Raw genomic sequence first — 21,669 nt, 5'->3', positions numbered from 1 at the left:
ATCCGTCCGTTTCACGAACAGGAATTTTTTACATGAAAACCGCACAGGAAATCCGCGCTGGTAACGTAGTCATGATCGGCACCGAGCCGATGGTGGTCCAGAAGGCTGAGTTCAACAAATCCGGCCGTAACTCCGCCGTGGTCAAGATGAAACTGAAGGGTCTGCTCAACGGTAGCGCGACCGAGACCGTATTCAAGGCCGACGACAAGCTGGACGTGGTTCAGCTGGAGCGTAAAGAGTGCACCTACTCTTACTTCTCCGACCCTCTGTATGTCTTCATGGACACCGAGTACAACCAGCACGACGTCGAGAAAGACAACCTGGGTGACGTGCTGAACTACCTGGTAGACGGCATGGAAGACATCTGCGAAGTGACTTTCTACAACGAGAAAGCCATCTCCGTCGAACTGCCGACCACTATCGTGCGTGAAGTCGAGTACACAGAGCCGGCCGCCCGTGGCGACACCTCAGGCAAAGTGACCAAGCCTGCCCGTCTGAAGGGCACCACCTACGAGCTGGCCGTTGCCGCCTTCGTAGAGATCGGTGACAAGATCGAAATCGACAGCCGCACCGGCGAATTCAAGCGTCGCATCTCCTGATCGACCCCTTGAGTTGAATGCAAAAAAGCGAGCCAATGGCTCGCTTTTTTATTGATGCCATACCCGCGCTTCAGAAAACCGGCCCCGTGCCGCTAACCCAGTTAACCGGGGAGCGCACTATGGCCAGATTATCCTTATCACTGCTGTTACTGACCCTGCTGGCAAGCAACCCTTTGCAGGCCAGCGATGTCGCGCCCCCCGTCGCCGAGCCACAGCCCCTCGACTACTGGCAAAACAGCGACTGGCAGGGGCTGCCCAACAGCACCCAGATAGACAAGCAGACTGTGCTGTTTGCCAAGCACGACAGCGACAGCTATGTCGGGCTGGCGATCCTGCTGCCGGACTGGCAGCGCAGCGGCCAGCTGTGGCAGCTGACCCGGGCCCTCGGCCGGCTCGGCTTCGATACCCTGCTGCTGCTCCCCTCCCCCCAGCAGATTGAGCTGGATCCCGCCGCCGAGAAGAAGCAGCAGGCCATCGATGACTTTCGCAAGCAGTTTGCCACCCGCATCAGCAAGCTGGGGGACGCCAAGCTGCAGGAGGGGGGCTTCAAGCTGATACTAGCGCAGGGCACCAGCGCCGCCTGGGCCACCAACCTCATCGCCAGCGAACAGTTGCCCGCCCCGGATGCCCTGGTGCTGCTGGACGGCTTCTTCCCCAACCAGCAGAGCAACCAGACCCTGGCCAAGCAGGTGGCCCAGGCCACCATGCCGACCCTGGATCTCTATCAGGAAGCGGGCGGCCGCTGGCCTCTGCTCGCCGCCGAGGCCCGCCAGAGCGAGAGCCGCCGCAGCCACAAGCTCAACTACCGTCCCTACGCCCTGATGGAGCTGGATGAGACGCCAACCCGCATTCAGGGCTGGCTCACCCACCTCGGCTGGCTCTGAGCCCTGCCGCAGCACCAAAATGCTGCCTGCCTCACATCCGTCGCGATCGGATCGCCGCTGAGCCCGTTCGGGCTGGCCCCCGAGTGCCCATGTTTGGCATCATGTCCGCACCAATGGCAGGAGGCGTCATGCAGCAAATTGTGTTTCTCGACAGCGATACCCTGGATGCGGGTGTCACCCTGCACCATCCCGGCTTCCCCCACCACTGGCAGAGCCATCCGAGCACAGATCCCGAACAGGTGGTGGAGCGGCTCCAGTGCGCCAGCATCGCCATCATCAACAAGGTGCGCATCGGCGCCACCGAGCTGGCCCAGCTGCCGGATCTGAGACTCATCGCCCTGGCTGCCACCGGCAGCGACAACGTGGATCTGGAGGCGTGCCGCGCCGCCGGGGTCGGGGTGTGCAACATCCGCAACTACTCGGGCCCCTCGGTGCCGGAGCACGCCATGGCGCTGATGCTGGCCCTGTCGCGCAATTTGTTCGCCTGGCGCCAGTCCCTGCTGGAGGGGCGCTGGCAGCAGAGCGGCCAGTTCTGCTTCTTCGATCACCCCATCATGGATCTGCACGGCAAGCGACTCGGCATCATAGGCAAAGGCACCCTGGGCCAGGCGCTCGGCGAGCGGGCCAGGGGGATCGGCATGGAGGTGCGCTACGCCCAGAGCCAGGTGGGGGCCAGCCACGATGAGGATCGGCTGCCGCTGGACGCGCTGCTGCAAAGCGCGGATGTGATCAGCCTGCACTGCCCGCTCACCCCCTATAACCGCCATCTGATAGGCGAGCGGGAGCTGGCGCTGATGAAACCGGGCGCCCTGCTCATCAACGTGGGTCGTGGCGGCCTGGTGGATGAAGAGGCCTTGCTGCGGGCACTGGCCAACGGCCGACTCGGTGGCGCCGGCTTCGATGTGGCGAGCGTCGAGCCGCCGCCCCCCGATCACCCGCTGATGCAGGCCCTGCAATACCCCAACTTCATCCTGACCCCGCACGTGGCCTGGGCCAGCGAGGAGTCAATGCAGCGCCTCGCGGATCAGCTGATCGACAACATCAACGCCTTCGCCGAGGGACGGCGCCAGCACCGGCTGGTCTGAGTCACACCATACAAAAAGGGGCCTGTTGGCCCCTTTTTGTCTATGGCTCGCCACCATGGCACGCCAGCCAGCACGGCTGACATCAGTCATCGTCGTGCCATCTGTGTTTCTTGTGCTTCTTGTGTTTCTTGTGGTGCCTGTGCTCATCGTCGTAGTAGCGATCGTTGCTGCTCTTGTGACCGTCTCCCGTCTTGGCACCTATGGCCGAGCCGCTGGCGCCGCCGATGCCGGCACCGATCAGCTGACCCGTGCTGCCTCCCACGCTCTTGCCGATGGCCGCCCCACCCAGGGCACCGACAGCGCCCCCCAGGGCGGCTTCATTCTTGTTGCCCTTGTTGGCGGTGGCGGCGCCACCGGCCGCACCACCGACTGCCGCTCCCACCAGGGCGCCGGTATCGCCCCCCAGCTCCTTGCCTATCATGGTGCCCGCCACGCCACCGGCACCGCCGCCGAGTATGGTGTTGAGGGTTTCCGAGGCCTGCACTGCGCCGCTCGCCAGCAACAGGGAGCCCAACAGGGCCAGGGCGCTCATGCCGTGCTTTTTCATCTCCATGGGGTACTCCTGCCAAACCTGATTAATTTCCCCGAACTATACAATTCCCGACAAACGGCGCCACTGTCGCAGGAGAGCGACACACAGCCCCATTCACCTCGTCCAGGCTGACAAGTTAATTCGTAACACATTGAATTTATTTGCCAAAAAAGCACAAGAAGGAAACCGTATGCAGAAGGGGTCCAAGGTTGACCGAGCGACGGAGATCACTTAACCGTTATCGCTCTGACAGGATCTGTCAGCACCCTCGCCCTGTCGGTTCCGCTCTGTCAGCGACCAGCAGTCGCGCCCCAGCCGCTTGCTCCGATAGAGACACTCGTCGGCCCGCTCGAACAGAAAGAGGGCATCATCCGGATAGTGGGCGCCGCCCGCACTCAGGGTGACCTCTGCCCTGAACTCCCGCCACTGCTGATTGCGTACCCGGGCCAGCAGCTGGTTCAGCCGGGGCTCCAGCTCATGGCGCGTCCACGGCAGCAGGGCAGCAAACTCGTCCCCCCCGATCCGGTAGGCGCTGCCGCTGCCAAGCTCGGCCACCATCAGCTCAGCCACCCGGCAGAGCACGCCATCCCCCACGCTGTGGCCCCAGCTGTCGTTGATGCATTTGAAATTGTCCACATCGAACAGCACCAGCCAGTGGGGCGTCCGATTTGCTTCCAGCTCGCTGCGGCGCTGGGTAAAGGCGCGCCGGTTCATGATGCCGGTGAGGGGATCGTGCAGCAGCGCATCCTGTCCCTGCAGGAAGCTGGTGCGGACCTGCTCTATCTCGCTGAGGCTGTTGCGTACAAACCAGGTTTTCAGATGGAGCGAAGGCTTGGGACAACAGGGTGCTTGCACTATGCCGGTCAGCGAACCCGAGACCAGCGCCTGCTCCTGACGGAACACCCGCACCAGAAAATTGATGCTGCAAAACCAGATGATGAAGAGGGAGAGCAGCGGCAACACCACCATCAGCAGGGCCTCGTAGAGGCTGTCACGAAACAGGGCGGGAGGCAGATAGATGTTGAGGTCCCAGTCTATGTCCTCCAGCTCGCGCCTCAGGTGGCTGCCATGCCAGATCACATCCAGCCCCAGCAGATGGGGCTCTGCCGTCGCGTGCGCCCTGTCATAGAGCGCCATCTTGCTGCCCACCAGCAGGCGGTCACTGCCCCGCTGGCTGAGGTAGATGGCCGCCTGGTTGCTGCCCATGGCCCGTTGCAGCGCCTGCTGAATGGCGTTGAACGACATGTCCACCATCAGGAGGCCGAGCAGCTTGCCCTCATCATCCTTCACCCGCTTGATCAGGGTGAGGATGCGCTCGTGGGAACTGTACTCCTGATAGGGGCCAAACCAGACCAGCTCGTCCCCTTTCATCGACAACACCCGGTACCAGGGGCGCAGGGCGGCGCTGTATTCGGCTGGCTGTTCCCAGAGGGGATAACTGCTGATCCGATCGAAGCGGGAGTTGTAGAAGTAGATGTAGTGATCGTCCCGCTTGATCTGATGGGCTATGGCCCAGATCGGGTTGTCGGCGGGCTCGCCACGGGCGATGGCGGCCTTGTCCAGCGATGCCTCCAGCACGGCCAGCTGACGCTGGTTGGCCAGCACCAGCTCGTGAATGAGCGCCGCCTCTATGGAGGAGATCATGTGACCGTAACCGGCCATCGTCTTGTCTATGCTGCGCAGATAACTGACCGCAGCCAGGGTCAGGGTGGCGACCAGCACCAGAGCGCCCAGCAGGAAGGAGCACGAGGTCAACACATAGTAGCGCCGGTTGAGCACCCACTGGATCATCATAGCTCCCTGAAAACAGCCGACGTGACAGGATTTTATGGTGAAAATGCCGGATTAATCATTGATTGAAATCAGCTGAATGAGGGCTAGTTGACAAGAAACATAAAGATGCGAGGTGGCTCATCCAGACTGCGCATATGAATATCCACAAAAAGTAAAAACAGTGACCACTGTGCGTTGACGGTTCAGCGGGAAGGGGGTGTTATAGTCTATAGCTTGAACAATCGGAGCCGGATGGCCTTCTTGCTGGCCGCCGAATGCGATTTTCTGTCAAACCAAGGAGATGTTATGAGCAGTCCGTTTATCGAACAGATCAAAGTACGTCGTACCATCTATGCCCTGGGCGACCAGGTCTCCCACACGCCGGAGCAGCTCACGGCCCTGATCCAGGATGCCATCAAGCACAGCCCCTCCTCTTTCAACTCCCAAACCTCCCGTGCCGTCATTTTGTTTGGCGCCCAGCACCACAAGCTGTGGGATATCGTCAAGGCGGAGCTGAAGAAGATAGTGCCGCCAGAGGCCTATGCCCAGAGCGAAGCCAAGGTGGATGGCAGCTTCCGCGCCGGTTTCGGTACTGTGCTCTTCTTCGAAGACACGGATGTGATCAAGGATCTGCAACAGAAGTTCGCCCTCTATGCCGACAACTTCCCCATCTGGTCCGAACACGGCACGGGCATCGCCCAGTTTGCGGTCTGGACCAGCCTGGCACAGGAAGGGATAGGTGCCTCCCTGCAGCACTACAATCCGCTGATCGACGAAGCGGTGCGCAAGGAGTGGAACCTGCCCGCGAGCTGGCTACTGCGTGCCCAGATGCCCTTTGGCAGCATCAAGCAGCCGGCCGGTGACAAGACCTTCATGGACGACGCAGTGCGTTTTCGCGTCTTCAAGTAACCCGACTCGTCATCCCAAGCCCCCGCTCGCCGGGGGCTTTTTGTTGGCGGCGCCCCATCAGATCAGCAGCGTCACCTGCAACGCGCCCTCCACCCCATCACCCACACTCACCTGGCGCCAATCCTGGATCACCGCCGCCACGGCCGGATCGAGCCGCCGGTTGCCACCGACCTGCACCACTGTGCAACCGGCCCGCAGGGCACTCTCTATGCCAGCCGGTGCATCCTCGAACACCAGACAGTCGGCGGGGGCAACCCCGAGCCGCGCCGCGGCCAGCAGATAGGGCTCGGGATCCGGCTTGCCCCGCATCACGTCTTCCGCCCCCACCAGCAGGGCTGGCAGTGGCAGACCTGCGCTCGCCAGCCGATGGCGGGCGACCCTCTGACTGGCGGAAGTCACCAGCGCCCAACGTCCGGCGGGCACGCTGGCCAGCACGGCCCGGCACCCCATGATGGCCTCGCCGCGCCCCGTGTGATGGATCTCCAGCTCATCGAGCAGGGCCACCTCCTGCGCCATGTCCAGCTGAGGTGCCAGGGCCCGGATCACCTCCCGCGAGCGCAGGCCGTGACACATGGCCAGCACGGGCTCGGGCGCCAGCTGATGACGTCGGCACCAGAGCCGCCACACGGTTTCCACCTCGCCGGTGGAGTGAACCAGGGTGCCATCCATGTCCAGCAGCAGGGCGGCGGCCCGCAAGGTGAGCCGGGTCATGACGGGGCTCCTGCCAGCACGGGCTCAGCCCCTGCCAGCACGCTGGCGAGGACCGACTGCTGGGCCGCCTGCTCATAACAGGCCAGCGCCTGCTCGGCATTGCCCGCCCAGACCTGCTGGGGGGCCACCACAAATCCCTGTTGCAGCAGGCTCGCCAGTAGCTCTCCCGTCTCCGGCGCCGCCAGAGGCTGGGCCATCACCAGGGTTCCCTTGATCAAAAACAGATAGCGTTCGCTAGACATGACATGGCTCCTCGTTGTGCGTCAGGCGGGCAGATGGCCCGTTACGAGACCATTAGAACAAGGCGGTTAGATAATTTATAATCAATAAATCGCCACATTGGATAACCAAACGGAATGAAATTCGACTTGAGGCAACTACAGGCGTTCGTGATGCTGGCCGAGACCGCCAACTACCGGGAGGCCGCCAGTCGGCTGTTCATCACCCAGCCGGCGCTGACCAAGCAGATCCAGGGGCTGGAGCTGGCGCTCGGCAGCACGCTGTTCAACCGGGGGCGCCACGGCGCCGAACTGACCGCCATGGGGGCACAGCTGCTCACCCAGGCCAGCGCACTGGTCGAACACGGCAAGGGGTTTGAGCGCCACGCCCTGGCGCTGGCGAGCGGCATAGCCGGGCGGCTCAAAATTGGCTTCGGGCTGTCGAGCTTCGCGCTGGCCCCTTCGCTGGTCGCCCGTTTCAAGCAGCAGGTACCAGATGTGATGGTGCATCTGCAGGACATGACCTCCGCCATCCAGCACGAGCGATTGCTGTCGGGTCAGTTGCAGCTGGGATTCATGCGCCGGCCGCACGCGCCGCAACTGCGGGAGCACAGGCTGCTGACCGACCGGCTGGTGCTGGCCGTGCCCAGCCAGATGACGAGGCCGGATCCGGCTGCGTTCGACGTGGAGTGGGCGCTGGCCCATCAACCGCTGTTGCAGATGGTCGGGCACCGCTGCCCGGGCCTCAGCCAGCAGATCGCCAGCTTCCTCGGCGCCAACCGGCTGACCGGCATGGTGCAGGAGGCGGAAGATATCCAGACTCTGGTCGCCCTGGTGGCCGCCGGCATAGGCAACGCCATATTGCCGCGCAGCGTCAGCTTCATTGCGGGCCAGGATGTTACCCTCTATCCCCTGTCCGGCCCCTGGTCAGAATGGGAAATCAGCCTGGTCTGGAATCCGGCATTTGCCGATCCCATCCGCGATCGTTTCCTGCAACTGGTCATGGCGGCGCATCCCACGCCATGCTCGGCCGTGCCCGAGCGCTGAGGCGGCTTATGCGCAAAAAAAAGCCCCATCAAGGGGCTGTGGTGCTCAAGGAGCGGGTAATGGCGGACAGCCGACGCTGTGGCAGCGATTCTTGCCCCCCTTTTTGGCCATATAGAGCGCCATGTCGGCCGCTGCCAGCAGCTCGTTCTCCGAGCCCGGCAGTTGCTCAGGGATCTGGGTGGCAATGCCGATGCTGGCACTGAGTCGGGCATCACCCGCCTCCTCGGTACTCAAGGCGTGGATCCCTAGGCGGATCGCCTCCCCCATCCGCAAGGCGGCCTCCTTGCCGGTATTGCCGAGGACCAGCGCAAATTCATCGCCCCCGAACCGACTTGGCAAGTCTGCTGGCCGCTGGCAAAAGGCGTTGAGCAGGTGGCCCACCTGCAGCAGGAAATCATCCCCGACCTGATGGCCGAAGCGATCGTTGCACGCCTTGAAGTTGTCCAGATCCAGCATGATGAAGGAGATGGGCGTACGCTCCCGCATGCTGCGGCGCCACTCGTTATGCAGGAAGCTGTTGAACAGACGCCGGTTGGCCAGGCCGGTCAGGGGGTCGTGCTGGGAGAGGTGGGTCACGTCCAGCTCCTGCAACTTGCGCTCCGTGATGTTGATGTGGGCTATGGTGTAAAACTCGACATCCACCCCCAGCACGGGAGAGACACGCATCATGAACCAGCGCTGGATATCCGGGCTGTGGCAGGGATACTCCAGAGAGAAGTGCTCCTGCTCACCACACAGCACGCGGCGGATCCCCTCTGCCGCCATCAGAACCAGAGGATCGACCAGGCTGTCGAACACCCTCAGATAGTTGACCCCCAGCCAGTTGTACCCTGGCGGCATGCCATTCTGCTCGGCAAACCGGTTCCAGGCGAGATTGGTATAGTGGATCACCCCATCCCGATCAATCACGGATATCTGGTCTTCCAGCGAGTTCAGCAAGGCCGCCAGATACTGCGCCCGATCGGAAAAGTGAAACAGAGAGCCCCGAAAATCATCCACCATGACCGTCATCCTGAAATGAAAACGCCAAGCAAAAATTAGAGACAAATGAGTCATCACCAGAAGTAAAGCAGCCCTGACTCACTTCGCCAAATGCCGTCACCGACCACAGAGGAACAAGGGGATGGCCCCTTCTCCCCGACCGTGATGACCCTTCAGGATAAAGAGCCCTTGATTATCAACCTGTTAGTCGCGACAACAATTGATCAATCCGGCCTCAGTGGCCACACGACTTAGTCGCGGCGGCGAGCGAACAGGCCGGGCTCAGTGACCACACCACTGACTTTCACAAGGAATGCCATTGCCTCTCCCTCTGCCATCCATCTTGGTATTGGGGCAATTTTGCAAAAACCAGGTCGCCTCCTCGCAGGAGGTCATCTGGGAGCAGTACTGCCGACCGTCGCACTGACGGACGAAGGTGGGGCTGTATGAGCTGCCGGCCTCCTCCTGACTGAAAGAGGAGGCCGGCGGAGGTGAGACAGACTCGGCCGAGAAGCGGGAGTAGACAGAAAACAGGCCCGCCAGTACCAGCAGGGGGATCAACTTGCCGCGCCAGTTGCTCTTGCGGCGATAGGAGGGGCCAGGGCGGGGCCTGGACGAAACGGCTGGCTGTGCTCCCCTGGCCACCGGTCGGCGGACCGAGTCTTTGCCGGACAAGGGGGGCGTGGAGGTATCAGCCAGCGACAGCGGCCGGTCGGGAAAGAACACCTGCACGGCCCTGGGCTTGTCGTCCTTGCCCCTGCCTATCTGGTAGGAGACCCGCTCCCCCGCCTCGGGCAGCCGGCCATCGGATTGCAGCGCCGAGATGTGCACGAACAGCTCGCGCCCTTGCTGCTCGCCCCCCTGCTGCTCCGGCGTGATAAAGCCGAAGCCTCGCGCCTCGTTCCAGCTCGCGATCCGTCCCTGATAACGCATGCCCTCATCCTTGTGGCCATCAATGCTGACTCCATGTTGCCCTAAAACGGCGCTGGCTCAACAGGGGACTGGCGACAAAATGTCAAAATAGTGAGCGAAAACAGCCTTGACCGGCGGGATCACGCCAGCTGGGCCACCTTGATGATCTCGGCGATACGGCCGAGCATCCGCAGCGAGCCCCGGTGCTCGCTGGCGTCGGCGGCGGCGCAGGCATCCTCCAGTATGGTGATGGCGTAGTCCCGATCGTGGCCGTCCCGGGCCGCAGCCTGAATGGCCCAGCTGGTGCTCACCCCGCACAGATAGAGGTGACCGATGCGATTGGCCCGCAGCGCCGGCTCCAGCGCGGTGCCATAGAAGGGGCTGACCCTGGGCTTGGTCAGCACCAGATCGCCGGGTTGCACGTCGAGGTCGGGGTGAAAGTCGGTGCCACTGTCCGCCAGGGAGAGCGCACCAAACTGATTGGCCCGACCAAACATGGGAGACCCCTTGGGTTGCAGCAGGTAGCCGCCGTCAAAGCCGACCTTGATCAGGATCACCAGCCAGCCGTGGGCACGGGCATGGGCCAGCGCCTGATTGGCATGGGTGATGGCATCCTGCTCCAGCACATGGGCCGCCGAGGTGGCGATGCGCCCATCCGGATGGGCTATGTCGTTGATAAAATCGATCGCCAGCAGTGCCTTGTTCATCATCTCAGCTCCCTCGTGATGGCGCCCGGCGCCTTATACCAGCCCCAATGCGTAGCGCAGCGCCATCTCCTTGAGCGGGCCTGCCTTGTCCGCCAGATTGAGGGCCAGATTGCGGGCCAGCTTGAGCGGCCCTATCTCGTTGCTGAACACACCATAGAAGAGATCCATCCCCGACTGCATCAACAGGTTGTCGGGACGACGGCGACGCTCGTAGCGCTCCGCCAGGGCCGGCTGATGCCAGTCGGCCCCCGCCTTTTCCAGCAACCCGGCCCAGCAGGCCACGTCCTTGAAACCGAGGTTGACCCCCTGCCCCGCCAGCGGGTTGATGGTGTGGGCGGCATCGCCGAGCAGCAGCACCCGACCGGCGTGATAGTCGTTGGCGTGGCGCCGCACCAGCGGGAAACTCCCCTTGGCCGTGACGGTGAAGCCGCCGAGCCGGGCCGGAAAGTGGCGGCGCACCTCCTCCCCCAGCTTCTCGTTGCTCATGGCCGACAGGGCGCGAATGCGGGCCGGGCTGTCATACCACACCAGGGAGCCGTGCCGGCCGGGCAGCGGCAGGAAGGCGCGCGGGCCGCTCGGGGTGAACTGCTGCCAGGTGATGTCTTCCTGTTCGAAGTCGGTATCGATATTGATCAGCATGCAGTGCTGGCGATACTCGAAGCGCGACACGCCTATGCCCGCCAGCCGGCGCATCTGGGATTCGGCGCCGTCGCAGGCCAGCACCCAGCGGGCGGCGAGTTCGGTGCCATCGTCCAGGGTCAGCACCGCCTCGTCGGCGCCCTGACGCAGACTCGTCACCGCCGCCGGTGTGTGGGTCTGGATAGTGGGGAAATCCTCCATCCTCTTGAGCAGGGCCAGCTGCACCAGCCGGTTCTCTATGATGTAACCGAGCTGGGGCAGGCCGAGATCGGCCGCGTCGAAGCGGGTGGCAAAGCCGTCCAGCTCCCAGGTCTCCAGCCGGCGGTAGGGACAGAGCCGCATCTGCTGCAGGTGTTGCCAGGCACCGGCCTGCTCCAGCAGCGCCACCGAGGCCTGGCTGATGGCGGAGACCCGCAGATCCAGCGGCTGCTGTGGGGCATATTGCTTGGGCAATTGAGTCTCTATGACCCGGATGGAGAGGCCCTGCGCCGCCAGCAGACAGGCGGTGGCGGCGCCGACCATGCCGGCGCCGACGATGGCGATATCACACTGTTCCATAACTTGATTCCTGAAAGGGGACGCCCCGGACAAGGGTAGGCGGGGCCAAACCGAATGGGGACATGATACCGCAAGGGACCGGCAGAAACAGTGAGACAAATTGCGAATTGCCGCGCCAAATCAAGGAGAAAGGCCGAGCAAATAGCGACTGTTCAGGAGGGAGAGAGACCCATGACGGGCTGGATATTAGCTAGGCAGTATCCAGATTGCGGAGTAAAATGCCCGGTCCTTTGACCATGCCGATTTCAAAACAAGTCAAGAGAAGCAATGAGCAAGAAACTTCACATTAAAACCTGGGGTTGCCAGATGAACGAGTACGACTCGTCCAAGATGGCCGACCTGTTGGATGCCAGCAATGGCTATGAACTGACCGAGGAGCCCGAAGAGGCAGATGTCTTGCTGCTCAATACCTGCTCCATCCGCGAAAAAGCACAGGAGAAGGTATTCCACCAGCTGGGACGCTGGAAAAAACTCAAGGCCAACAAGCCCGGTCTGGTGATCGGCGTGGGTGGCTGTGTCGCCTCCCAGGAGGGGGACAACATTCGCACTCGCGCCCCCTATGTGGATATCGTCTTCGGTCCACAGACACTGCATCGCCTGCCCGCCATGATCAAGCAGGTGCAGGAAGGGCGCGGTGCCCAGGTGGACATCGCCTTCCCCGAGATCGAAAAATTCGACAGCATGCCGGAACCCCGTGCCGAAGGCGCCACCGCCTTCGTCTCCATCATGGAAGGCTGCTCCAAATACTGCTCCTTCTGCGTGGTGCCCTACACCCGTGGCGAGGAGGTGAGCCGGCCGATGGACGACGTGCTCTACGAGATCGCCCAGCTCGCCGAACAGGGCGTGCGCGAGGTGAATCTGCTGGGCCAGAACGTCAACGCCTATCGGGGCCCGACCTTTGATGGCAGCATCTGCTCCTTCGCCGAGCTGCTGCGACTGGTGGCCGCCATCGATGGCATAGACCGCATTCGCTACACCACCAGCCATCCGATCGAGTTCACCGACGACATCATAGAGGTCTACAAGGACACGCCGGAAGTAGTCAGCTTCCTGCACCTGCCGGTGCAGAGCGGCTCCGACCGTATCCTGACCATGATGAAGCGCCCGCACACAGTGCTGGAGTACAAGTCCAAGATCCGTCGCCTGCGCGCCGCCCGTCCCGACATCACCATGAGTTCCGACTTCATCGTCGGCTTCCCGAACGAGACGGACGAGGATTTCGAGGCCACCATGAAGCTGATCGAAGAGATCAACTTCGACATGAGTTTCAGCTTCATCTACAGCCCGCGCCCCGGCACCCCGGCCGCCGACATGCCAGACGACGTCGACATGGAAGTGAAAAAGGCCCGCCTGGCCCGCCTGCAGCATGTCATCAACAACCAGTCGATGCAGATTGGCCGCGCCATGCTGGGCTCCACCCAGCGCATCCTGGTGGAAGGACCGTCCCGGCTCGACCCCATGCAGCTGTGTGGCCGCACCGAGAACAATCGGGTGGTCAACTTCGAGGGACAGCACACCCTGATAGGCGGCTTTGCCGACGTGGAGATCACAGAGGTGCGTCCCAACTCCCTGCGCGGTCGTTTTATTCGCGGTGAGGATGAGATGAATCTGCGCATCGCCACCGCGCCGCGCGAGATCCTGGCCCGCCGCCCGGACAACGTGCCGGACGCACTGGGCGTTGCCGCCTTCACTCCCCACTAATCTCTTCGTGCCCATCCGGCTTGGCCTGATGGGCACTGCGTCAAGACGAGGATATTTTGAGCCGACACATCTCGACCCTGAACCTGCATCTGGAGCCCGCCGACAATCGGCGCCTCGCCAGCCTGTGCGGTCCCTTCGATGACAACATCAAGCAGCTGGAACGCCGCCTCGGCGTCGAGATCAGCTATCGTGACAGCCACTTCCAGCTGGTTGGCAAACAGGCCCAGCTGGATGCCGCGGCCGTCATCCTCAAGCACCTCTATGTGGAAACCCAGCCCCTCAAGGGCGGCAAGGTGACCGACATAGTGCCCGACATGGTGCACCTGGCCATTCAGGAGTCGCGGGTGCTGGAGCAGGACGACGAACCGGCCGCCGGCATGCCTTATGGCAAGGAGGTGACGGTCAAGACCAAGCGTGGCCTCATCAAGCCGCGCAGCCCCAATCAGGCGCAGTACATCGCCAACATAGTCCAGCACGACATCAGCTTCGGCATAGGCCCGGCCGGTACCGGCAAGACCTATCTGGCGGTGGCCGCCGCCGTGGATGCGCTGGAGCGTCAGGAGATACGCCGCATCCTGCTGACCCGCCCGGCGGTGGAAGCGGGCGAGAAGCTGGGTTTTCTGCCCGGCGATCTCTCCCAGAAGGTCGATCCCTATCTGCGCCCGCTCTACGACGCCCTGTTCGAGATGCTGGGGTTCGAGCGGGTCGAGAAGCTGATGGAGCGCAACATCATCGAGGTGGCGCCGCTCGCCTATATGCGCGGTCGCACCCTCAATGACGCCTTCATCATCCTGGATGAGGCCCAGAACACCACCACGGAACAGATGAAGATGTTCCTGACCCGCATCGGCTTCAACTCCAAGGCGGTGGTCACCGGTGACATCACTCAGGTGGACTTGCCGCGCAGCACCAAATCCGGTCTGCGCCACGCGCTGGAAGTGCTGCAAGGGGTCGACGGCCTGTCGTTCAACTTCTTCGAGTCCAAAGACGTGGTGCGCCACCCTGTGGTGGCTCGCATAGTGCAGGCCTATGAGGCGTTCGACGCCGCCCAGGCCGAGACCATCCCTGCCAAAGCCAATAAAGAGAGTGCCCAATGAGTGTGACCCTGGATCTGCAACTGGCCTGCGCTCAGGCGGAAGATCTGCCGAGCGAAGCCAAGCTGCAAGGCTGGCTTGACGGCACCATACTCGGCTTCCAGACCGAGGCCGAAGTGACGGTGCGCATCGTCGACGAGGCGGAGAGCCGCGAGCTCAACCTCACCTACCGCGGCAAGGACAAGCCCACCAACGTGCTCTCCTTCCCGTTCGAGGCACCACCTGGCATGGAACTGCCGCTGCTCGGCGATCTCGTCATCTGCCGCCAGGTGGTGGAACAGGAGGCCGTCGAGCAGAACAAACCGCTGGAGGCCCACTGGGCCCACATGGTTGTGCACGGCAGTCTGCATCTGCTAGGTTATGACCATATCGAGGATGAGGAAGCCGAAGAGATGGAGCAGTTGGAGCGCGACATCATGCAAGAGCTCGGTTTTGCCGATCCTTATCAGGACGATGAAGTAGCAGAGTAGACAGGAGAACAAAGCCGAAGAGATGGTGCCACGCCTAGAGCGCGACATCATGCAGGAACTCGGTTTTGCCGATCCTTATCAGGACGATGAAGTAGCAGAGTAGACAGGAGAACAAAGCCGAAGAGATGGTGCCACGCCTGGAGCGCGACATCATGCAGGAACTCGGTTTTGCCGACCCTTATCTGAACGACGAAGAGTAAAGGACGGGAGAGTCATCGTCTTGAAACAGCCGATGGCCATCCTTATATCACCAAGACAATTTCAAATGTGTTCAAGCGAGTAACCAAGAGAAAAAATGACCGACGATCACCCTAGTACCGGCTCGCCGAAGAAAACCTGGCTCGACAAACTCAGCCAACTCTTCCAGGGCGAGCCAAAAGACCGCAACGATTTGGTGGATGTGATAGCCGATGCCGAGGAGCGCGATCTTATCGATCAGGACACCAAGGACATGATTGAGGGCGTGCTCGAAATTGCCGAGCTGCGCGTTCGTGACATCATGATCCCCCGCTCCCAGATGGTCACCATAGAGAAGTCCCAGCCGGTGGACGACATCTTGCCCGTGATCATCGAATCAGGTCACTCCCGCTTTCCGGTGATCAACGAAGACAAGGATCATGTGGAGGGCATCTTGCTCGCCAAGGATCTGCTGCCGTTCGGTTTCGGCGGCCACCATGCCAGCGAGCCGCTGCAGCTCGAGAAAATCTTGCGCCCTACGGTGATCGTGCCCGAGAGCAAGCGGGTCGACCGTCTGCTCAAGGAGTTTCGTGAAGAGCGCTACCACATGGCCATAGTGGTCGACGAATTTGGTGGCGTCTCGGGTCTGGTGACCATTGAAGACATACTGGAGCTCATCGTCGGCGAGATAGACGACGAGTTTGACGACATCGAAGATGAGCCGGACGAGATCCGCCGCATCAGCAAGCGGGTCTTCTCGGTCAGTGCCCTCACCGAGATCGAGGATTTCAACGACTTCTTCGGCACCCAGTTCAGCGATGAAGAGGTGGATACCGTGGGCGGTCTGGTGATGCACGCCTTCAGCCACCTGCCGAAAAAAGGCGAGGAGATAGAGCTGGACGGCTACCTGTTCAAGGTGATGCACGCCGACCGGCGCCGCCTGCAGCAGCTGCAGGTGAAGATCCCCGACAACCATGTCGCGGCCCAGTCTGAAGCCCAGTAAATCCAGCGCGGCCCCCGGCCAGCCGTGAAGCATCAGCGCCCCGCTCGTCGGGGCGCTTGCCATTTGGCCACGGGGCAAGGCAACCATATCCTCCAACCCCGCACGTCATCCCCTGCCCGACAGACCGCCCTTTATTTCCCGATCCCAGCCCGGTTGCGCCCGCCACAGCCGGGAGGCTCGCCGTTGACCGCATTTACAGGTTAAGATACCGGCCAATCAACCTGTTGCAGTCCAATCCGAGCCTCTATTGCCCGTGAAATCGAAACTCCTGACAAGCCTCTGTGCCATGGCATCCGGCGCGCTCGCCGTGCTGGCCTTCTCCCCCTTCAACTACTGGCCGCTGGTGATCCCGTCCCTGCTCGGCCTCTATGCCCTGCTGGACAAGGCCAGCCCCAGGCAGGCGGCCTGGCGCGGCTTTGGCTATGCCATGGGGCTGTTCCTGCCAGGGCTCTGGTGGATCCACGTCAGCATGACCATGTTTGGCGGCATACCGCTGCCGGTCGCCTTCGTGCTGCTGGCCGGCCTGTCGGCCTATCTGGCGCTCTACCCGACCCTGGCCTGCTGGGCCTTCGCCCGCTTCTTCAGCGGTCGCCACTGGAGCCGCTGGCTGCTCGCCTTCCCGGCGCTCTGGCTGGTGGCGGACTGGCTGCGCGGCTGGGTGATGACAGGCTTCCCATGGCTCTGGTTTGGTTACAGCCAGATCGACGGGCCGCTCAAGGGGCTGGCCCCCATCCTCGGCGTGCAGGGCATCACGCTGGCGCTGCTGCTGTCGGCCTCCGCCCTCTGGCTGGTATGGCAGAGCCGCAAGCCGGTCTGGCTGCTGCTGCCCGTCGCGCTGATCGGTGCCGCTCAGGGGCTGATGCAGCTCAACTGGGTGACCCGCGGCGAGCCGGTCAAGGTCGCCCTGGTGCAGGGCAACATAGAACAGTCCCTAAAGTGGGATCCCGAGGCGCTGGTGCCGACGGTGCGCACCTATCAGGATTTGAGCCGCGAGAACCAGGATGCCGACATCATCATCTGGCCGGAATCGGCGATCCCGGCCATCGAGAAGGAGATGGGCAACTACCTGGAGAGCCTGGACAAGGCGATGAAGGTGAACGACACCGGCCTGCTGGCGGGTATCATTCATTACGATTTCGAGCAGCAGCGCTTCTTCAATACCGTGCTGGGCATGGGAGTGCAGGACGCGGACGGCAAGGAGTCGTATCACTACGAGCACAAGAACCGCTACTACAAGTACCACCTGCTGCCCATCGGCGAGTTCGTGCCGTTTGAAGATCTGCTGCGCCCCATAGCGCCCTTCTTCAACCTGCCCATGTCCTCCTTCAGCCGCGGGAATGAGCAGCAACCGAACCTGATCGCCAAGGGGCTCAAGTTCGCCGCCGCCATCTGCTACGAGATCATCTTCCCGGACGAGGTGCGCCGCAACGTGCAGCCGGATACCGATTTCCTGCTGACCGTTTCCAACGATGCCTGGTTCGGCACCAGCATAGGTCCCTGGCAGCACATGGAGATAGCCCGCATGCGCGCGCTGGAGCTGGCTCGCCCGCTGCTGCGCGACACCAACACCGGCATCACAATCGTCACCGAGATCGATGGCAGCATCATAGCCCAGCTCCCCCAGTTCGAGGCCGGGGTGCTGAGAGCCGAGGTGCGTCCCGCCCACGGTTCGACCCCCTACCTGCGCTTTGGCAGCTGGCCGCTGTACGGGCTGACCGCCCTGCTGCTCGGTCTGGCGCTGGCGCTGCGCCCCCGTGCCCACCCCTGGGCCCGCGAGCTCTGAACCGGCGCTCCGGTTCGTCGCTGAATGAAAGAGGCGCCCCCTGGGCGCCTCTTTCATCTGGTTGTCTGACGGGATCAGGGCGAGAGCGGCTCGCGGTGATACTCATGGCCGCCGCACTCGGGGCAGGTATCGAGCGGTTGCGGGTGCAGCACAGTATGGCGCCAGCCGCACTGCTCGCACACCATGACGCCGAGGCCCACCCAGTCACCCGCCTCGTAGACGCCCTTGTGCTCCAGCTCGTCCGCCAGCTCGCGCCACTCCACCTGAGCACGGTCGGTCACGTCCGCCAGCCAGGACCAGGCGGTGTCCTTGAGCGCCAGCATGAAGGCGGACTCCTCCACCTCTGCGCGCCCCTCGTCATAGTTGCCCAGATCCCGCTTCACATACTCGGCGATCAGCGCCAGCTCATCCTGGGTCAGGTCGCCGGCCGCCTCCAGATAGGCCTGCACCTTGGCGATCATCCGGTTGAGGCGCTCCCCCTGGAACTCTTCAGTCTCTTGCCACTGCTTTTGCAGCTCTGCAATGAAGGCTTCGTACCCTTTTTGACGTTTGTCCATGGTCGTTACTCCTCTACTGAACCCTGATCATGCCCGGCATAAGGCCTGACGGATGCTGGCGGTTGTTGCCGCCGCTGGATATGGGTATTCTATTGCGATTTCCCAGCTGATTTATCTATTCATTTCACAGATCCGGATGTCACCAATGCAAGAGCAATACGTTCCCCAATCCATAGAACCAGCAGTGCAAAAGCACTGGGATGCCAAGAAAACCTTCAAGGCGGTGGAGAAAGTAGACAAGGAAAAGTTCTACTGCCTCTCCATGTTCCCCTATCCGTCTGGTCGTCTACACATGGGGCACGTTCGCAACTACACCATAGGTGATGTGATCTCCCGTTATCAACGCCTCAATGGCAAGAACGTGCTGCAACCCATAGGTTGGGACGCATTCGGCCTGCCGGCGGAGAACGCCGCGGTCAAAAACAACACGGCACCGGCGCCCTGGACCTACGAAAACATCGAATACATGAAGAACCAGCTGAAGATGCTGGGTCTGGGCTATGACTGGGATCGCGAGCTGGCGACCTGCAAACCGGATTACTACCGCTGGGAGCAGTGGTTCTTCACCAAGCTGTACGAGAAAGGTCTGGTCTACAAGAAGACCTCCTCCGTCAACTGGTGCCCGAACGACATGACGGTACTGGCCAACGAGCAGGTGATCGACAACTGCTGCTGGCGCTGTGACACCCCGGTGGAGCAGAAAGAGATCCCCCAGTGGTTCATCAAGATCACCGACTATGCCGAAGAGCTGTTGAACGACATCGACAATCTGGAAGGCTGGCCGGAGATGGTCAAGACCATGCAGCGCAACTGGATTGGCCGCTCCGAAGGGGTCAACATCCACTTCCAGGTCGCCGATCAGGATGGCGACCTCGAGGTCTACACCACCCGTCCCGATACCCTGATGGGCGTCACCTATGTGGGCATAGCCGCCGGTCACCCGCTGGCCCTGCAGGCTGCCGCCGGTAACCCCGAGCTTGCCGCCTTTATCGACGAGTGCAAGAACACCAAGGTGGCCGAAGCCGAACTCGCCACCATGGAGAAGAAGGGCATGGCCACCGGCCTGTATGCCATTCACCCGCTGGATGGCCGCAAGGTGCCGGTCTGGGTCGCCAACTTCGTGCTGATGAACTATGGCACAGGCGCCGTGATGGCCGTTCCGGCCCACGACCAGCGCGACCATGAGTTCGCCACCAAGTACGGTCTCGAGATCAAGCCTGTCATCAAGCAGGCTGACGGTGAAGCGCCAAACGTGATCGAGGCCGCCTACACCGACAAGGGCGTGCTGTTCGCCTCCGGCGAGTTCGACGGTCTCGAGTTCCAGGCCGCCTTCGATGCCATCGCCAGCAAGCTGGAAGCGATCGGCAAGGGCAAGCGCACCGTCAACTTCCGTCTGCGCGACTGGGGTGTCTCCCGTCAGCGTTACTGGGGTGCCCCCATCCCCATGCTGACCCTGGCCGACGGCACTGTGGTGCCGACCCCGGAAGATCAACTGCCGGTACTGCTGCCGGAAGACGTGGTGATGGATGGCATCCAGAGCCCGATCAAGGCCGATGCCGAGTGGGCCAAGACCACCTATAACGGCCAGGAAGCGTTCCGGGAAACTGATACCTTCGACACCTTCATGGAGTCCTCCTGGTACTACGCCCGCTACTGCTCCCCGGACTACGACAAGGGCATGCTGGATCCGGCTGCCGCCAACCACTGGCTGCCGGTGGATCAGTACATAGGCGGCATCGAGCACGCCTGTATGCACCTGCTCTACGCCCGCTTCTTCCACAAGCTGCTGCGTGATGCCGGGCTGGTGAACAGCGATGAGCCGTTCAAGCGCCTGCTCTGCCAGGGCATGGTGCTGGCCGACGCCTTCTACTACAAAGACGAGAAGGGCGGCAACGTATGGGTCAGCCCGGTTGACGTCAAGGTCGAGCGTGACGACAAGGGTCGCATCACCAAGGCCATCGACAACGAAGGCCGTGAAGTCATCCACTCCGGCATGACCAAGATGTCCAAGTCCAAGAACAACGGCATAGACCCCCAGCTGATGGTGGAGCGTTACGGCGCCGATACCGTCCGTCTGTTCATGATGTTCGCCTCGCCGGCCGAGATGACCCTGGAGTGGTCCGACTCCGGCGTTGAGGGGGCCCAGCGCTTCCTGCGTCGCCTGTGGCGCATCACCTTCGAACACGTCAGTGGCGGTGCCGCCCCGGCACTGGATGTGGCTGCCCTCACCGGCGACCAGAAAGCCGTTCGCCGCGAGCTGCACAAGACCATCGCCAAGGTGAGCGATGACGTGGGTCGTCGTCAGACCTTCAACACCGCCATCGCCGCCATCATGGAGCTGATGAACAACCTCTCCAAGCTCGGCACCGACGAGCAGGATCGCGCCCTGATGCAGGAAGCGCTGGAAGCCGTGGTGGTCATGCTCTCCCCCATCACCCCGCACATCGGCTTCGAGCTGTGGAAGATGCTGGGCAAGGGCGACGACCTGGACCACGCCGCCTGGCCGGTGGCCGACGAGGCTGCCATGGTCGAGACCGAGAAGCTGGTGGTGGTGCAGATCAACGGCAAGATGCGCGGCAAGCTGACAGTGCCGGCCGAGATAAGCCAGGCCGACGTCGAGAAACTGGCCATGGCCGATGCCTCTGTGCAGAAGTTCACCGATGGCCTGACCGTTCGCAAGGTCGTCTATGTGCCGGGCAAACTGCTCAACATAGTGGCCAACTGATGCCATATCGCGTGGCAACGCAAGCTGACTGCCTGGTTGCCAAGCGGTAACGACAAACGGATGATAACGGCGGGCCCTGCGCCCGCCGCTTTCCCCTAATGCAAAGAGGATTTCATATGGGCACCCCCCTCATTCGCTGGATGGCCATAGTGCTGATGGGCCTGCTGCTGCAGGCTTGCGGTTTTCAGATGCGAGGCACCGCCATCCCGCCCGAGTTGATGACCATGAAGGTGGTCGGTGACAACAAGAGCGACTTCTACCGACTGGTCACCACCCGCCTCAAGGCGGCTGGCGTCAAGCTCGCCGACAAGGAGGGCATACCTGTGCTGACCCTGTCCGGCGTCGGCAGCACCAGTCAGGTTGCCTCGGTTGACTCCATAGGCCAGGCCCGTGAGTACGTGCTGGGCTACAACACCCAGTTCACCGTCTCCATGCCGGGCAAACCGACCCAGGTCTTCCCCATCACCTTCAACCGCAGCTTCCTGAACAAGCCGGATGCGGCGCTGGCCTCCTCCCGCGAGCAGGAGCAGCTCGGCAAGGAGATGCAGGAGCAGGCCGCCAGCCTGGTGATCCGCCAACTGAGCCAGGTCAAGTTCTGATGCGA

At 62.1% G+C, this 21,669-nt stretch carries 21 protein-coding genes; 12 read left to right on the top strand and 9 right to left on the bottom strand.

From position 1 onward, the window contains the following. The first annotated feature begins 32 nt into the window (after positions 1-32). The 3 genes from efp to IU367_RS05345 all read left to right on the top strand — a co-directional run bounded on the left by efp (position 33) and on the right by IU367_RS05345 (position 2,568). Entirely contained in the window at positions 33-599 is a 567-nt protein-coding gene (gene efp / locus IU367_RS05355) for an elongation factor P (protein ID WP_042867629.1), read from the top strand. Between the two features lie 119 nt (positions 600-718). Next, positions 719-1,483 carry a DUF3530 family protein gene (locus tag IU367_RS05350; RefSeq protein ID WP_103470965.1) on the top strand — a complete coding sequence of 255 codons (765 nt, stop codon included), beginning with the start codon at positions 719-721 and terminating at the stop codon, positions 1,481-1,483. Positions 1,484-1,611: 128 nt separating this feature from the next. Further along, the gene (locus IU367_RS05345; RefSeq protein ID WP_241325200.1) at positions 1,612-2,568 is read left to right on the top strand and encodes a D-2-hydroxyacid dehydrogenase; all 957 of its coding nucleotides are present in this window, start codon (positions 1,612-1,614) and stop codon (positions 2,566-2,568) included. An 82-nt stretch (positions 2,569-2,650) separates the two neighbouring features. On the opposite strand, the gene IU367_RS05340 is transcribed toward IU367_RS05345, so the two are convergent. Together IU367_RS05340 and IU367_RS05335 are read right to left on the bottom strand one after the other, a co-directional pair. Next, positions 2,651-3,121, bottom strand: a complete 471-nt coding sequence (locus IU367_RS05340) for a YMGG-like glycine zipper-containing protein (protein ID WP_043555106.1) — start codon at positions 3,119-3,121, stop codon at positions 2,651-2,653. A gap of 210 nt (positions 3,122-3,331) precedes the next feature. Continuing rightward, positions 3,332-4,891 carry a GGDEF domain-containing protein gene (locus tag IU367_RS05335; RefSeq protein ID WP_274453622.1) on the bottom strand — a complete coding sequence of 520 codons (1,560 nt, stop codon included), beginning with the start codon at positions 4,889-4,891 and terminating at the stop codon, positions 3,332-3,334. A 288-nt stretch (positions 4,892-5,179) separates the two neighbouring features. Here IU367_RS05335 and IU367_RS05330 point away from each other — a divergent pair, with 288 nt between their 5' ends. Next, positions 5,180-5,782: a nitroreductase family protein gene (locus IU367_RS05330; protein ID WP_043135718.1), complete on the top strand. Its 603-nt coding sequence runs from the start codon at positions 5,180-5,182 to the stop codon at positions 5,780-5,782. Between the two features lie 57 nt (positions 5,783-5,839). Here the strand turns inward: IU367_RS05330 and IU367_RS05325 are convergent, their stop codons facing one another. Both IU367_RS05325 and IU367_RS05320 read right to left on the bottom strand, forming a co-directional pair. Further along, positions 5,840-6,493 (bottom strand): HAD-IA family hydrolase, encoded by a 654-nt coding sequence (locus IU367_RS05325; protein ID WP_043135720.1) that lies wholly within the window; start codon positions 6,491-6,493, stop codon positions 5,840-5,842. After that, on the bottom strand, positions 6,490-6,735 hold the full coding sequence (locus tag IU367_RS05320) for a hypothetical protein (protein WP_274453621.1): 246 nt from the start codon (positions 6,733-6,735) through the stop codon (positions 6,490-6,492). The genes IU367_RS05325 and IU367_RS05320 overlap by 4 nt, the downstream gene beginning before the upstream one ends. Positions 6,736-6,849: 114 nt before the next feature. Here IU367_RS05320 and IU367_RS05315 point away from each other — a divergent pair, with 114 nt between their 5' ends. Continuing rightward, the gene (locus tag IU367_RS05315) at positions 6,850-7,758 is read left to right on the top strand and encodes a LysR family transcriptional regulator (protein WP_274453620.1); all 909 of its coding nucleotides are present in this window, start codon (positions 6,850-6,852) and stop codon (positions 7,756-7,758) included. Between the two features lie 45 nt (positions 7,759-7,803). Here the strand turns inward: IU367_RS05315 and IU367_RS05310 are convergent, their stop codons facing one another. The 4 genes from IU367_RS05310 to IU367_RS05295 all read right to left on the bottom strand — a co-directional run bounded on the left by IU367_RS05310 (position 7,804) and on the right by IU367_RS05295 (position 11,555). Continuing rightward, positions 7,804-8,760 carry a sensor domain-containing diguanylate cyclase gene (locus tag IU367_RS05310; protein ID WP_274453618.1) on the bottom strand — a complete coding sequence of 319 codons (957 nt, stop codon included), beginning with the start codon at positions 8,758-8,760 and terminating at the stop codon, positions 7,804-7,806. 261 nt (positions 8,761-9,021) lie between these two features. Then, entirely contained in the window at positions 9,022-9,672 is a 651-nt protein-coding gene (locus IU367_RS05305; RefSeq protein WP_274453617.1) for a cold-shock protein, read from the bottom strand. 119 nt (positions 9,673-9,791) lie between these two features. Continuing rightward, positions 9,792-10,358, bottom strand: coding sequence for a cysteine hydrolase family protein (locus tag IU367_RS05300; protein WP_274454346.1), 567 nt, complete (start codon positions 10,356-10,358; stop codon positions 9,792-9,794). A gap of 33 nt (positions 10,359-10,391) precedes the next feature. Next, entirely contained in the window at positions 10,392-11,555 is a 1,164-nt protein-coding gene (locus tag IU367_RS05295) for an FAD-dependent monooxygenase (RefSeq protein ID WP_274453616.1), read from the bottom strand. A 267-nt stretch (positions 11,556-11,822) separates the two neighbouring features. On the opposite strand from IU367_RS05295, the gene miaB reads away from it, so the two are divergent. The 5 genes from miaB (at position 11,823) to lnt (ending at position 17,783) form a co-directional block, all read left to right on the top strand. Continuing rightward, on the top strand, positions 11,823-13,256 hold the full coding sequence (gene miaB / locus IU367_RS05290; protein ID WP_103470955.1) for a tRNA (N6-isopentenyl adenosine(37)-C2)-methylthiotransferase MiaB: 1,434 nt from the start codon (positions 11,823-11,825) through the stop codon (positions 13,254-13,256). Between the two features lie 56 nt (positions 13,257-13,312). After that, complete coding sequence (locus tag IU367_RS05285; protein WP_274453615.1) at positions 13,313-14,353, top strand: PhoH family protein; 1,041 nt, start codon at positions 13,313-13,315, stop codon at positions 14,351-14,353. After that, complete coding sequence (ybeY, locus tag IU367_RS05280; RefSeq protein ID WP_042867601.1) at positions 14,350-14,820, top strand: rRNA maturation RNase YbeY; 471 nt, start codon at positions 14,350-14,352, stop codon at positions 14,818-14,820. Before IU367_RS05285 ends, ybeY begins: the two co-directional genes overlap by 4 nt. 295 nt (positions 14,821-15,115) lie before the next feature. Beyond that, positions 15,116-16,000 (top strand): CNNM family magnesium/cobalt transport protein CorC, encoded by an 885-nt coding sequence (gene corC / locus IU367_RS05270; protein ID WP_042034712.1) that lies wholly within the window; start codon positions 15,116-15,118, stop codon positions 15,998-16,000. A 286-nt stretch (positions 16,001-16,286) separates the two neighbouring features. Further along, a complete protein-coding gene (lnt, locus tag IU367_RS05265) occupies positions 16,287-17,783 on the top strand; it encodes an apolipoprotein N-acyltransferase (protein WP_274454345.1) in 1,497 nt (498 codons plus the stop codon). Positions 17,784-17,857: 74 nt separating this feature from the next. On the opposite strand, the gene IU367_RS05260 is transcribed toward lnt, so the two are convergent. Then, positions 17,858-18,340 carry a zinc ribbon-containing protein gene (locus IU367_RS05260; protein WP_043135733.1) on the bottom strand — a complete coding sequence of 161 codons (483 nt, stop codon included), beginning with the start codon at positions 18,338-18,340 and terminating at the stop codon, positions 17,858-17,860. 145 nt (positions 18,341-18,485) lie between these two features. Between IU367_RS05260 and leuS the strand changes: the two genes are divergently transcribed. Together leuS and IU367_RS05250 are read left to right on the top strand one after the other, a co-directional pair. Beyond that, positions 18,486-21,065 (top strand): leucine--tRNA ligase, encoded by a 2,580-nt coding sequence (leuS, locus tag IU367_RS05255; protein WP_274453613.1) that lies wholly within the window; start codon positions 18,486-18,488, stop codon positions 21,063-21,065. A gap of 116 nt (positions 21,066-21,181) precedes the next feature. Next, positions 21,182-21,664, top strand: a complete 483-nt coding sequence (locus IU367_RS05250) for an LPS-assembly lipoprotein LptE (protein WP_042867584.1) — start codon at positions 21,182-21,184, stop codon at positions 21,662-21,664. The last annotated feature ends 5 nt before the right edge of the window (positions 21,665-21,669 follow it).

The sequence above is a fragment of the Aeromonas bestiarum genome (assembly GCF_028751155.1).
In the GTDB taxonomy this organism is placed as follows: Bacteria; Pseudomonadota; Gammaproteobacteria; order Enterobacterales; family Aeromonadaceae; genus Aeromonas; species Aeromonas bestiarum.
Note: the sequence above shows the minus strand (reverse complement) of the source record. Positions and strands in the feature narration are given on the sequence as shown.

Excerpts from the sequence above, each read along its gene's own strand:
- efp (WP_042867629.1), top strand. The coding sequence starts at position 33 with ATGAAAACCGCACAGGAAATCCGCGCTGGTAACGTAGTCATGATCGGC.
- IU367_RS05350 (WP_103470965.1), top strand. The coding sequence starts at position 719 with ATGGCCAGATTATCCTTATCACTGCTGTTACTGACCCTGCTGGCAAGC.
- IU367_RS05345 (WP_241325200.1), top strand. The coding sequence starts at position 1,612 with ATGCAGCAAATTGTGTTTCTCGACAGCGATACCCTGGATGCGGGTGTC.
- IU367_RS05340 (WP_043555106.1), bottom strand. The coding sequence starts at position 3,121 with ATGGAGATGAAAAAGCACGGCATGAGCGCCCTGGCCCTGTTGGGCTCC.
- IU367_RS05335 (WP_274453622.1), bottom strand. The coding sequence starts at position 4,891 with ATGATCCAGTGGGTGCTCAACCGGCGCTACTATGTGTTGACCTCGTGC.
- IU367_RS05330 (WP_043135718.1), top strand. The coding sequence starts at position 5,180 with ATGAGCAGTCCGTTTATCGAACAGATCAAAGTACGTCGTACCATCTAT.
- IU367_RS05325 (WP_043135720.1), bottom strand. The coding sequence starts at position 6,493 with ATGACCCGGCTCACCTTGCGGGCCGCCGCCCTGCTGCTGGACATGGAT.
- IU367_RS05320 (WP_274453621.1), bottom strand. The coding sequence starts at position 6,735 with ATGTCTAGCGAACGCTATCTGTTTTTGATCAAGGGAACCCTGGTGATG.
- IU367_RS05315 (WP_274453620.1), top strand. The coding sequence starts at position 6,850 with ATGAAATTCGACTTGAGGCAACTACAGGCGTTCGTGATGCTGGCCGAG.
- IU367_RS05310 (WP_274453618.1), bottom strand. The coding sequence starts at position 8,760 with ATGGTGGATGATTTTCGGGGCTCTCTGTTTCACTTTTCCGATCGGGCG.
- IU367_RS05305 (WP_274453617.1), bottom strand. The coding sequence starts at position 9,672 with ATGCGTTATCAGGGACGGATCGCGAGCTGGAACGAGGCGCGAGGCTTC.
- IU367_RS05300 (WP_274454346.1), bottom strand. The coding sequence starts at position 10,358 with ATGAACAAGGCACTGCTGGCGATCGATTTTATCAACGACATAGCCCAT.
- IU367_RS05295 (WP_274453616.1), bottom strand. The coding sequence starts at position 11,555 with ATGGAACAGTGTGATATCGCCATCGTCGGCGCCGGCATGGTCGGCGCC.
- miaB (WP_103470955.1), top strand. The coding sequence starts at position 11,823 with ATGAGCAAGAAACTTCACATTAAAACCTGGGGTTGCCAGATGAACGAG.
- ybeY (WP_042867601.1), top strand. The coding sequence starts at position 14,350 with ATGAGTGTGACCCTGGATCTGCAACTGGCCTGCGCTCAGGCGGAAGAT.
- corC (WP_042034712.1), top strand. The coding sequence starts at position 15,116 with ATGACCGACGATCACCCTAGTACCGGCTCGCCGAAGAAAACCTGGCTC.
- lnt (WP_274454345.1), top strand. The coding sequence starts at position 16,287 with ATGGCATCCGGCGCGCTCGCCGTGCTGGCCTTCTCCCCCTTCAACTAC.
- IU367_RS05260 (WP_043135733.1), bottom strand. The coding sequence starts at position 18,340 with ATGGACAAACGTCAAAAAGGGTACGAAGCCTTCATTGCAGAGCTGCAA.
- leuS (WP_274453613.1), top strand. The coding sequence starts at position 18,486 with ATGCAAGAGCAATACGTTCCCCAATCCATAGAACCAGCAGTGCAAAAG.
- IU367_RS05250 (WP_042867584.1), top strand. The coding sequence starts at position 21,182 with ATGGGCACCCCCCTCATTCGCTGGATGGCCATAGTGCTGATGGGCCTG.